We start from the raw sequence: 12782 nt of genomic DNA, 5'->3' as shown, positions 1-12782 counted from the left end.
AATCAAGATTAGTAATTTTTATAATAAATTTAATAACTAAATTTATTTAATAGCAAAAAAAGAGCCTATCTTATTAAAGAAAAGGCTCAAATTTGAATTTACATTTTTATTGTATATTTAAATATACATCATCAATTCATTTAAAATTTTGTGAATTTGTATTTTCGTTGGTCATGTCAAGAGAATATGAATTGGTTTGTTCTTCGTCTTGCTTAGGGAAGATAGTAAGGGTAAGTTTTTTTATTCTATTATCCTCTGCCACATCTACATGGAATGAAAGATTGCCAATATTAACTGTAGGTTTTTGTGTCTTGGTAGGGATATAGCCCAGCGACTCTATGAGTAGGGCGGATATTGTGTCACAATTTTCGCTTTCTAAATCTGTATCTAGCTCTTTGTTGAGCGTTCTAAGCTCTGTTTTGCCTAATACTCTATAGCTATTTTCTGTGAGCTGTTTTATTTCTATTTCTTCATCATCATCAGTTTCATCGATGATGTCGCCCATTATTTCTTCTATCAAGTCCTCTATGGTAACTATACCCGAAAAGCCGCCGTATTCGTCTACTAATATTGCCATGTGATTTCTTTTGCTTTGCATTTCGCTAAATAGCTCGTCAAGGCTTTTCATTTCAGGTACAAAGTAGGGTGCTTGTAGTAATGATTTAATATCTATATTTTCAAAGCCAACTCTTTTTGCGGCTGCAAGGACGCTTTTCATATTTAATATGCCTATTATATTATCTATTTCGTCCTTGTATACCGGTATTCTAGAGTAATTTGTAGCAATTGCTTCGTCAAGATAGCTTTTAAGTGGGTCATCTATGTCAATTTTATATGTATCTTTTCTGGATACCATAATATCTTTTGCTGTGATTTCATTGAACAAAAATATAGAATTTATTACATTTTTTTCTAAATCATTGAATACACCTTTTTCGCTGGCAGTTTCGACCAAGGCTTTTATCTCTTCCTCTGATACTTTTTCTTCCAAAGCTTTTGCGTCAACCTTGGAAAAGCTCATTACAAAGTCCGTTATGCCATTTATGAGTCTTATAGTCGGTATCAAAAGCCAAGCTAGTGAATTGATAAATCTATACTTTAAGTAGTTAGATTTTTCTTTTGCAATCATAGCTAATTTTTTAGGTATGCTGTCACAAAATGTAATAAGTAAAAAGGTGAATAAAAATGATATTAAAAACTGAGAAAATTTTAGTATGGCTGTTAAATTTGAAATTTCTAAGTTGCTATATAGTCCCTGAAAAAAATATGGCATGATGTACAGTGAGATGTCAAAGCTTGCAAAAATTATTATCAACACTTTTAAAAATTGCAACGCTTTTAAGTAGTAAGCATTTGCTATAATTTTGTTTATCTTGGGATTGGTTTCATTATTATGAATGTTATTTCCGCTAATTTTCTTGATATACATCACTGATACTTCAATAGCTGAACAAAAAGCATAAATAATAAGAATTACAAAAAGTAATACTACCTGTAACCAAGGGGCGGGAATATCCAAGTCAGACATAAATAAATTTTCTCCTTAATAAATGTAATTAAAATAGTAAATATTATTAATAGAGCACTCAGTATATAATCTAATAAAGGATTGACTGAGTGCTCGAAATAGTTAAAGTGCTAAAGTATTATTCTCTTTTCCGTAGAAAAAAGTTCTTAAACTCTTTAGTCCAAAGTTGGCAGGAGTAATAATCTGTTCAGTAGCACCAACAAATAAAACTCCATCAGGCTTTAAAGAGTTAGAAAATTTTTGATATATTTCATCCTTTGCCTCATCCGTAAAATAAATCATTACGTTTCGGCAAACTATCAAATCACAATTTGATATATATGGGTCTTTGAGTAAGTTATGTTTCTTGAAGTTTACTCTGTTTCTAATTTTATCAGAAATTTGGAAACTGTTTGGACCTAATTTGGTAAAATATTTTTCTTTGTACTGTGGGGGCACATTTTTAAGACTGTTAAGGTTATATATTCCCTCCTTAGCCTTAGCCATAGCACCATCGTCTATATCAGTAGCCTCAATAGAGATTTTGTTTAAATCCATTAAACCTGATAATATCATTACCATGGTATAAGGCTCTTCACCAGTGGAGCAAGCTGCACTCCATATCTTAATGGAGGAAGTCTTTTTTAATAGAGCAGGGAATAATTTTTCTTCGACGATTTTCCATTGTTCAGGATTTCTGTAGAATTCCGAAACGTTTATAGTTAGAAAATTAATAAATTCATTGAATTTGTCCTTATCCTTATCTATAAGGTCGAAGTAGCTTAAAAAGTCGTTATACCCATTTCTATTTGCTAAAGAAAAAATACGTCTTTTCATTTGTTTTTCTTTATAAGAAGAAAGGTTAATACCAGTCTTTTTAAAGGTTTTTTCCTTGAATAATTCGTAATCGTCAGCCACGTCTATCTCCTTATATCAAGCAAATAATAATATTATTTGTATATATTAGTTTTCAGTATCTTCCTGTTTAGCATCTTCAGCTTCGGCAGGTTTTTGCTCGCCATCTTCGGCAGGAGCATTTTCGCCAAACAACATTGAAAGCTCAATTTTCTTTTCTTCTTGGTTGATGCCGATTATCTTAACTTCAACTTTGTCTCCAACCTTTAGGATATCCTTAGGGTTTTTGATAAAGTCTTGAGATAAGTTGGATATGTGCACAAAACCATCAACTACTGGCGCTAAGTTTACAAATACACCGTAATCTTTGATGTTTTTAACTTCGCCTTCCACTACATCGCCAACATTGTGGGTACTAGAGAATTCATCCCATGGGTGACCTGATAATGCTTTTATAGAAAGAGAAAGACGATTGTTGCCTTCAGGGTCGTAGTTTATAACTTTTACTTGAATTTTATCATCAATATGGAAGGCTTGATGAATTTTTATATTTCTGTCATAAGAAACTTCACTGATGTGAACAAGTCCAACTATGCCACCGATATCTACAAATAGACCGTAATCTTTGATGTCTCTTATTATACCTGTAAATATTTTACCCTCTTCAATCTTATCAGATATTTCTTTGAATTTTTCTTCTTGAGCTTTTTGAAGTATAGCTTTTCTAGAAAGTATCAATCTTCTCTTTTTAGGGTCAACGTCTAATACTTCTACTTCAAAATCTTTGCCAAGGTAACCTTGAGCAATGTCAGTACCGATGTATCTTAATTCGATATGACCTAGAGGTATAAAGCCTCTGATGCTTGATTTGTAATCTGCAATGATACCTTTGTTGTTGATATCAGATGCTGTAACAGTGATTATATCACCTTTCTTGATTTCTTCCCAAGAGCTGATTTCGTCTACTCTTCTCTTTGAAAGTAATACTTCGCCGTTGTTTTTATCTACCTTTGTAACATAAACCTTGATAGTATCACCAACTTTAATGTTTTCATCATCAAACACTTCTGATTTTGGTAATACGCCGTCAGTTTTATATTTTAGGTCTACATAGAAAGCGTCGTCTTTTTCAATTAAAACTTTTCCTTCAATGACTGTGCCTTTGTAGATTTCTTGATAGTTGTTTTCTTCTTCTTGGAGTAATTTCTCCATTTCACTCATGTCGTTAGTTTCGTTAAATTCCATCATAATTAAATTCTCCTTGTTATTGAACATATTATTAAATTTCAATTAAAGTACAGGGTTTGTTTTGGACTTTAAGTTGATAATATGTCTTTATATTTTTAAACCTTATAGAGCGTCCTTGCCATGACACTTTTTATATTTAAGACCGCTACCACAAGGGCAAGGATCATTTCTGCCTATTTTTGGCTCTTTATGGACTACAATCTTACTTTTTTTGTATTCTTTAGTTATTTCGTCTCTTTTTTCCTGAGTTAGGATGTCTTCCCATTCAGGTAGCGTATATAACCATTCAGCTGTAGCCTCTTGCATATTGTAATAAAGTTTTTCAAAATCAATATCAAATTTGATTTGAGTATCTTCATCCAAGCTTTCCATATCATATTTTTCTTTAAGACTTGAATTTATACCGTCAATAAATCCAATCATAGTAAGTGGCTCTACTTTAAATTCTTCTGCTAAGGATTTTAGCGTACCTTCAAATACTTTGTCCTTATTCTTTAGTATTTTTTCGTAAATATCTTTTTCTATTGGTAGATACCAATTCCAAAATGTGTCGTATTCTTGCTGTGTGGTTATTTCATAAGCTTTTTTTGACCACTGTTTGTACATACTTGCCATTAAACGTTAATCTCCTTTGATTATGATTTCTACAATAAACTATATTGTACTATACTAATAGCTTTTTTTCAAATATTTTTTTATATAATATGCAAATTTAAATATTTATATTTAATAATTAATATACCCAAATTTAAATTAATTATCTAAATTTATTCTACACTTATTATATAATAATAGACAGGCTGTCCACCGTAGAAAAAATCTATTTCTAGATCAGGATAAAGCTTTGCAAGCTCATCGTTAAGAGCTTTGCTATCTTTGCCATTTACATCTTTGCCGTAATATACTGTCACAAGCTCGCTGTCTTCATCGACCATGTTATCCAATAGTTTTTTTACAGCAGCATTGATAGTTTTTTCGCTAGCTAGTATTTTTTTGCCTGAAAGACCGATTATATCGTCTTTTTTTATTGTAAGACCATCTTGCTCGGTATCTCTAACTGCAAAGGTAACTTGACCGCTTTTTACATTGTCAAGTGCATCTGACATTTTTTGGACGTTTTCATCAAAGCTGCCGAAAAAGTCCATTGATATAAGAGCCTCTATTGCTTGAGGTATTTCTTTGGTTCTAAGCACTTTTACGTTTTTTTCACTCATTTCCTGAGCCTGCTCAGCTGCCATTATAATGTTGGAGTTATTTGGCATTATGATTATGTCAGTTTCTTTTAGTGCATTAATTGCGTTCAGGAAGTCTTGAGTGCTAGGGTTCATGGTCTGACCGCCTTCGATGACGTAGTCTACTCCGGATTCTTCCATAATATTTGTGATGCCGTCTCCTGTAGCAACGCTTATTATTGCAAAGGATTTTTGGTTTTCTTTTTCTTTTTTTGTTTGGACTTCGTCAGTTTTGCCTTGAGCTTGTTTATTTTGAGCAAGTCTATCGGTAAATTCAAGTCTCATATTTTCGATTTTTAGTCTGTCTAGCTCTCCGTAGCTACCAGCGATTTCTAGTACATGACCGGGGTTGTTTGAGTGAATATGGATTTTTATAATGTCATCCGCTCCAACTACTATTAGTGAATTACCAAGGTCTTGTATTTTTTCTTGTAAACCTTGTGGAGTAATTTTGTCGGATTTTAGCATAAATTCAGTACAGTATCCAAATTCAGGCATCTCATCAAAGATATGAATGTCCTCTTCAAATAATCTGTCTTGCTGATTTATTGCACTGTGTTCGTTGGTCAAGGTTTTATCAGCGTGAATGATTAATTTTTCACCTTTAAAAGTTTTAATCATTCCTTCTAAGAAAAATACAAAGCCTTGTCCGCCTGAGTCTACAACATTTGCTTGTTTTAACTCTTTTAATAGATTTGGCGTATTTTTTAGGCTGGTATTTGCTGCTACTATAATATCGTCAAAGAAAATGTTAAAGTTATCATAATTATTGTATGAACCGGTAGCAAATTCTGCTGTTTCTCTTATAACGGTAAGGATTGTACCTTCGACCGGTTTGATTACTGCTTTATAAGCTACTTTTGTAGAAGAGTCTAAGGCGTAAGCAAAATCTTTAATACCAAGCTCTTGTTTATCATCGATATATCTGGCAAATCCTCTGAGTATTTGTGATAGTATGACGCCTGAGTTTCCTCTTGCTCCCATCAATGAACCTTTTTTTACAGCCTCTCCTATTTTAGTCATATCTGCGTCATTTATATTTTTTAGCTCTTCGATTGCAGATTTCAATGTCAGTGACATATTTGTACCTGTATCACCGTCAGGGACCGGAAAGACATTGAGTCTATCTACATACTCCTTATTATTTATTAGATTATCTGCTCCTCCGATGAACATATCTTTGAGCATTGCGGGTTTGATAGTTTGCATCCAATCTGCTCCTTATTGTTTATTTTGATACTTTCACGCCTTGTACATTTACTGTCACTTTTTTGACTTTTAAGTCTGTTTGATTTTCTATGTCATATTTAACTTTTTCTATTAAATTGTCAGCGACTACTGAAACTTTTACTCCATATTGTACTATAACGAATAGCTCAACGTAAACCAAGCCGTCTTGTATTTCGATATTTACGCCTTTACTGGAGTCCAAAAAGTTAAGTAGCTCTACTATACCTGTTTTTTTATCTTTTGATGCCATGCCTACTAAGCCATAGGACTCTTTAGTGGCATAACTGGCTATTTTTTTTATGACATCTTTGTCAATTGTAACATTACCCATTTGATTTTTGTAAGATACAGACATTGTACACTCCTTTATATATAGGGGTAAATTAAGTGATATATTTATGATAAATCACTAATTTTTAATTATTAGTATACTTTATTATTTTCAAATTTACAAGTCCTATTAGAATTAGTATTATAATTTCCAAATGTCATTGTTATAATCCTGTATTGTTCTATCTGCTGAAAAATATCCGGAATTAGCTATATTTACAAGTGACATTTTTCTATATGCTATAGGGTCATTGTATTTTTCGATTAATTTGTTTTTAACCTTTATATAATCTTGCAAATCAAGTAGTGCCATAAACCAGTCTTTGGTTATCAGGTCATAGTGTAATGCCTCAAGCTTGGTTAAATCTGCGTATTTATTTAATTCGTCTGAGATTATAAAGTCGACTGCGTCTTTTACAGCTTGATTGTTTTCATAAATTTCACTGCTCTTATATCCATTTGTTTCGTATAGTTTTATTACCTCTTGGGCAGATTTGCCGAAGATGTATATATTTTCTTTACCCACATATTCAGCTATTTCGACATTTGCTCCATCCATTGTGCCAATAGTTACTGCTCCGTTGAGCATCATTTTCATATTTCCTGTGCCTGACGCCTCTTTAGATGCAAGGGATATTTGCTCAGATATGTCTGCGGCAGGGATAATTTTTTCTGCATAATCTACATTATAATTGGTAACCATTATGACTTTTAAGTGTTTTTGCACATCTTTATCATTTTCAATCAGTTGTTGCAGGCATAATATCAAATGTATTATGTTTTTAGCCATTGTGTAGGCTGGGGCAGCTTTTGCTCCAAATATTACGCATATTGGGTGGGCAGGGTAGATGCCTTTTTTTATTTTTAAATAGGTGTCTATGACATAAAGTGCATTCATTTGCTGTCTTTTGTATTCGTGCAGTCTTTTTATCTGTACGTCAAAGATGTAGCTGTCATCAAGGTAAATATTTTCAGTTTCTTTTATATAATTTGAGAGATTTATCTTAGCATCTTTTTTTATTTGTGCAAATTTATTTAATACTTTTTCATCGTCAATGTATTTCATCAGCTCTTTTAACTTATTGCTGTCTTTTTTGTATCCATCTCCAATTAATTTGGTGATATAATCTGATAGCTGTCTATTTGAATAATACATAAATCTTCTGAAGCTTATCCCGTTTGTCTTATTGGAAAATTTTTCGGGATAAATTTTATAAAAATCTTTCAAGGTATCTTCTTTCAATATATCGGTATGGAGCTGAGCTACACCGTTTGTGCTTTTTGAAAAATGTATAGCCATGGTTGCCATGTGTACGATTTTAATATTTTTTAGTATATAGTAAGGTTTGTTGATGCTACTTACCTTTTTAAACTTCATCGGAACGTTTCTAACTATATGAAGGCTTTCATTTTCCGGATATTTTTCTGTTATTATTTCGTTTAATTTATTTATTATAGGAATTAGCTGAGGTACAATCTGCTTTAGGCTTTCATATGGCCATTTTTCAAGTGCCTCCAACAATATGGTGTGATTTGTATATGCACAAGTATTTGTCACTATTTCGACTGCTCTTTCAAAGGCTATGCCGTTTTGTGTAAGCTGTCTGATTAGCTCAGGTATTATCATAGATGGGTGAGTGTCGTTTATTTGCACGACTGCATATTTGTCAAGTTCATCAAGGCTGTGTCCGTTGTCTTGTAACTCTTTTAAGATTAGATAAGCTGCGTTGCAGACCATAAAGTATTGTTGATATATTCTAAGGTGTCTGCCGTCAAGGTCACTATCATCAGGATATAAAAATAGGGTAAGATTTTTTTTAATATCTTTTTTATCAAAATTTATGCCATCTTTTACTATGGATTCATCTGCGGTTTCAATATCAAACAGGTGTAGGGTGTTTGAAGTTTGCCCTGAGCCTGATATTGGTAAATCATACATAACGGCTTTTAATTCTAGGTCACCAAATTTTACTATGTTTGTTACGTCCGTTTTTATAAGGGCGTTACTTTTTTCAAGCCATGGATTTGGTATTTCTAGTTGTGAATTATTTTTAAAGGTTTGTTTAAACAACCCTAAATGGTAATTTATTCCTACACCATCACCTTTTAAGTCCAGTGATGTAAGTGAGTCTAGGAAACAGCTGGCAAGTCTGCCAAGACCGCCATTACCTAAGGATGGCTCAGGTTCTACAGCTTCTATTTGAGCTAAGGTTTTTCCATTTTCTAATAGGATTTTTTCTATTTCGTCTCTAATTCCTAAATTTTCTAAGTTATTTTTAAGTAATTTGCCTATTAAAAACTCTGCTGATAAGTAATATAATTTTCTTTTATCTTTTGAGTTTTGCTTTCTTTGTAGTAGCATTTGGTTTGATAATTCGCTTAACACTTTATATATTTGTTCATTATCTAATGATTTAAAATCAGTATTATAAATTTTTTCGCTCAATTGGTTTAAATTATTAATCATGGGCGGCTCCTCTTTATATTTTACTTAAATTATTATAATATATTTTACCATAAAAAATTAAACCCAAGTATTTAATTTTTAAATAATTGGGTTTAATTTATTTTTTATTTATAAAGTAAGTCGGGATAAGTCTAATTTAAATACAAGGTTTGCATTTTGTGATAGCTAGTTAGTGATTATACTTGTATTTTGTTTACTGTGTTTTCTAAGTCTTGTGACAATTCTTTCAGTGACTCTGTCTCGTCTACTATCTGCTCAAATGTAGATGCCTGTTCTTGTGTAGATGCAGATATCTCCTGTGTAGCTGCTGCATTTTCCTCTGATAGTGCTGATAGATTTTGTATCACTGATGATATGTTTTTGTTTGCATCGGATACTACATTTGAGGCATCATTTACACTGTCGATAGTGGATTTACTCTTGGTTATTGCGTCTGCGATTTCTGAGAATTTTTGCATAGCGTCTTGTGATTTTGCATCCTGAATATTTACTATTTCAGCGACTTTTACCATAGTATCAACTGCACTTGCAGTCTTTTGCTTTAATGTGTCTATTACTCCTCTTATCTCGTCAGTAAAGCCTGCTGATTGCTCAGCTAATTTTCTGATTTCTTCTGCAACTACGGCAAAGCCTTTGCCTGCCTCACCGGCTCTTGCTGCCTCTATTGCTGCATTTAGTGCTAATAGATTTGTTTGGTCTGATATAGATTGTATCATTTCACTGGCTTTTGATATTTGCTCTGCTGATTGGTTTGTATCGTTTATTATTTGTGATACTTCTTGAGCAGAGGCCTTTGTTTGATTTGTATATTGTAACAATTCGTCTAGTGATACTTGTCCTTCATTTTTCTTTGCATCTATTTGTCTTATAGACTCTATTAATCCATCTATTGAGTCGTGCATAGTGTCTAATGATTGAGATGTGCTTTCTACGTTTTCTACTGCCGTTTGACTTTCTTGTGCCTGTGAGGTTGCACCTTGTGCTATTTCGTCTACGCTGGACGCCATCTGAGATGTTATGTTTGATGCCTGTTGTGCTCTACCTGTGATATTTTCTATCGCAGTAGCCAAATTTGTAGTAGCATTTTTTATAGTGTGGCTTATGCCGGCTATATTAGTCCTCATATCTACTATAGAGTCATAAATTCTACCGACTTCATCGGTTCTCTTTGAATAGTCTTTTTCTGATTTTGAGATTAAGTCTAGCTGAGCTATTTTTTTGATGTCTTTTTCAAGATTGCCTATACCGCGGGCGATAAGTGATGCTGCCTTGTATACTATTAAATCTACTATAACAAGTGCTATTAGTGCTACTATTATAAGTATTTTTATCATATTGTATAATGGTGCTAAAATTTCGTCTTGGTCAATAGATATCAAGACTGTCATGCCTCTATCTTTGATATTGAAAAATCCTGAAAATTTTGTAGAGCCATGAAAGAAATATTCTCCTGCTCCCATTTCTGACTTTGAAACTTTAGTTTCAAAGAAATCTGCTACTTCTTTATAAGAGCTGTCCTCTTTTGCCTTTTTGAGTATATTTAGACCGCTTTGTGCTATTTCAGGGTTTGTATGTCCTATTACAGTAGTGGTGTTTGTATCGTAGAGGGCGATTATTCCACTTTTTCCCCACTTGAATGACTTGCATAAATCATTCAAAAATGAAGTGTTTTTTATGCCGGCAAATATACCTGCTATTTGGCCGTCTATATAGTATGGTGCTGCGGTTATTATTACTTGTTTGCCGGTCAGCTTGTCCTCTATTATATTTGTAGTAAATACTTCGCCTTGTATTGCTGCCTTGTAATAGTCTGTATCGGCAACGTCAAGTTTGTCTGCTGTAGGTGTCAGATTTGTACACATACCGCTTTTATCTGTGAAGAAAAATATGTCAAAGCCTAGCTCTTCAGCACGAGACTGATAAAACTTTACTCTTTCCTCAAAGGTAAATGCAGGATCTGTCAATATATCTGCGTTTGCCAGCTCTGTAACAGAGCTTTCTATGATGCGTACTTGAGAGTCTATGACCTGAGCAGATTGCTGAGTGGTAGTAATCATATCGCTCATTACTTGTTGCTTAAAGGCATCTCTTGAAAAGAAATAGGCTATGCCCATGAGCACTAGGATACTTAATGTAAATGCTGTGCCTAAACCTAAAACCATTGGTCTTTTTAATGAATTTGATTTTTTAGTCGTAACTTTTATTTCTTTTTCCATCTAATCACCTCAAGTTTATTTTTTCACACATTAGTGCTTAGGAATTATTATAATATTAAAAAAAATAAAAGACAAGTAATTTTTATATTTTTTCCAAACATTTTCTGTTTCACAAACATTTTCCACTTTTAAAGGGGATAAAGTGGGGGTGCATTTTTGCAAAAAGAAAAATCAATATTATTTTTTAAGTCTAAAAGATAATTAGATAAGTATAAAATTATTTAAGTGCGTTAATTGCATATTGAGCATATACACCTGCACCATTTTTTAGTTATGTGTCCAATTACCCCTGTTTTTGGCTCTTCTTGAGGTATTTCATATTCTATGCCCATTTTTTCAAGTTCTTCAGCTATTTTTTTAGTAGTCTCAAATTCTTTGAATGATGGTTCAGGATGAGCGTGGAAGTGACGCCTCATGTCTATTATATATTTTTCTGAATTATTTAAAGATTGTTTAATATCCATTTTATCCCCTGCTAAATTATAAAAATATTTATGATTATTTAGAAAAATTATTTAAGTATCATAGGTGCCATTATTCCTGCAAGGACAACTGAACCGATTGAAACGGTTATAAATCCGGGAACCAACATCTTAGGCAAAATCTGAGATAAAATTAAATCCTGTTCTTCTTTTGTTTTGCCGACACCATTTGCCACTTCGTTTGATACTATAATAGTAGTGTCACAAGGCATGGGGTTTAGTATTAGTTTAGTTTTTGTGCATTTTTTATAATTTCGTTATTTTCATCAAGTCCAATTTGTTTTACTACGTCCATACTAACAAAATTTTCGCCTTTTTCAGCATAGAAAAATGGGATTGTTGATGGTTTTACATTTTGAAGTAGGATTTGTTCTGCCATTTGGGCTGATTTTTCTCCAAAACTTTTGTAAGAAACCCCATTTGCAAGCATAATGCTTTTTGCTGCATCGGAGTCATCAAATAAACCTGCACTAACTAGGATTTTTTTTGCTGAATTTGTTTTTGATGCAAGTAATTCTAGTGAGCTTGATACTAGGTTATCTGTAATCATGTATACTGCATCGGACTTTCCAAGCATTGCATCTATACCTTGTGGTAAGTCATTTATATTATTTACACCTACATCTACTATTTCCAGTCCTAGCTCAGTGGCATATTTTTTAGCCTCTTTTACTTGTATTTGTGAGTTTGTTTCGCTAGTAGAGTAAACTATACCGACTTTTTTTATGCTTGGGTCAAGCTTGTTAAATAGTTCTAACTGGGATTTTACCGGTGCTTTATCTGATGTACCGGTGATATTTTCTGCTTTTAAATCGGATTGCTCAGGGTCTGTTACTGCTGCAAATACTATTGGTATATCACTAGTGACATTTTTTGCCGCTTGAGCAGATGGTGTGGATATAGCAAAGATTAAATCTACTTTTTTATCTACAAAGCTTTGTGCGATGGTATTAGCTACAGAAAGGTCGCCTTGTGCACTTTGGTAAATAATTTGAGCATCTACTCCATCAGCTTTTAGTTTTTCTTCAAAGCCTTTTCTTACCATGTCAAGGGATGGGTGTTCAGCTATTTGTGTTATTCCTATTTTTAATTTTTTATTTGTAGTTGATTTTTCAAGGTCTGTTTTTGTTTCTCCTGATGCTGAGCAAGCTGACAGTAAGGCTACTGATGAAAGTAGTAATGCTATTAGTGATTTTTTCATTTTTAAATCCTCCA

Annotated in this window: 11 protein-coding genes; all 11 read right to left on the bottom strand. The window is 32.9% G+C overall.

All coding sequences use genetic code 11. From position 1 onward, the window contains the following. Positions 1-136: 136 nt before the first annotated feature. The gene (locus BBG48_RS07360) at positions 137-1528 is read right to left on the bottom strand and encodes a hemolysin family protein (RefSeq protein WP_068913129.1); all 1392 of its coding nucleotides are present in this window, start codon (positions 1526-1528) and stop codon (positions 137-139) included. A 102-nt stretch (positions 1529-1630) separates the two neighbouring features. Beyond that, positions 1631-2425 carry a CheR family methyltransferase gene (locus tag BBG48_RS07355; protein WP_068913127.1) on the bottom strand — a complete coding sequence of 265 codons (795 nt, stop codon included), beginning with the start codon at positions 2423-2425 and terminating at the stop codon, positions 1631-1633. A 45-nt stretch (positions 2426-2470) separates the two neighbouring features. Next, entirely contained in the window at positions 2471-3610 is a 1140-nt protein-coding gene (locus BBG48_RS07350; RefSeq protein WP_243446766.1) for a 30S ribosomal protein S1, read from the bottom strand. A 102-nt stretch (positions 3611-3712) separates the two neighbouring features. Continuing rightward, positions 3713-4225, bottom strand: a complete 513-nt coding sequence (locus BBG48_RS07345; protein WP_068913125.1) for an SEC-C metal-binding domain-containing protein — start codon at positions 4223-4225, stop codon at positions 3713-3715. A 152-nt stretch (positions 4226-4377) separates the two neighbouring features. Next, positions 4378-6051, bottom strand: coding sequence for a DAK2 domain-containing protein (locus tag BBG48_RS07340; RefSeq protein ID WP_068913123.1), 1674 nt, complete (start codon positions 6049-6051; stop codon positions 4378-4380). 19 nt (positions 6052-6070) lie between these two features. Continuing rightward, the gene (locus tag BBG48_RS07335; protein WP_068913120.1) at positions 6071-6427 is read right to left on the bottom strand and encodes an Asp23/Gls24 family envelope stress response protein; all 357 of its coding nucleotides are present in this window, start codon (positions 6425-6427) and stop codon (positions 6071-6073) included. 117 nt (positions 6428-6544) lie between these two features. Further along, on the bottom strand, positions 6545-8869 hold the full coding sequence (locus BBG48_RS07330) for a glycogen/starch/alpha-glucan phosphorylase (protein WP_068913118.1): 2325 nt from the start codon (positions 8867-8869) through the stop codon (positions 6545-6547). 176 nt (positions 8870-9045) lie between these two features. Continuing rightward, complete coding sequence (locus tag BBG48_RS07325; RefSeq protein ID WP_068913116.1) at positions 9046-11085, bottom strand: methyl-accepting chemotaxis protein; 2040 nt, start codon at positions 11083-11085, stop codon at positions 9046-9048. A gap of 230 nt (positions 11086-11315) precedes the next feature. Further along, positions 11316-11549, bottom strand: coding sequence for a hypothetical protein (locus tag BBG48_RS07320; protein WP_068913114.1), 234 nt, complete (start codon positions 11547-11549; stop codon positions 11316-11318). 47 nt (positions 11550-11596) lie between these two features. Further along, complete coding sequence (locus BBG48_RS10900) at positions 11597-11779, bottom strand: hypothetical protein (protein ID WP_147292836.1); 183 nt, start codon at positions 11777-11779, stop codon at positions 11597-11599. A gap of 11 nt (positions 11780-11790) precedes the next feature. After that, a partial coding sequence (locus BBG48_RS07315) for an ABC transporter substrate-binding protein (RefSeq protein WP_319946258.1) occupies positions 11791-12782 on the bottom strand: 992 nt, incomplete at its 5' end.

This window comes from Criibacterium bergeronii (assembly GCF_001693775.2).
Classification (GTDB): domain Bacteria; phylum Bacillota; class Clostridia; order Peptostreptococcales; family Filifactoraceae; genus Peptoanaerobacter; species Peptoanaerobacter bergeronii.
The sequence above is the reverse complement of the archived record's forward strand: the minus strand, read 5'-3'. Positions and strand labels throughout refer to the sequence as shown.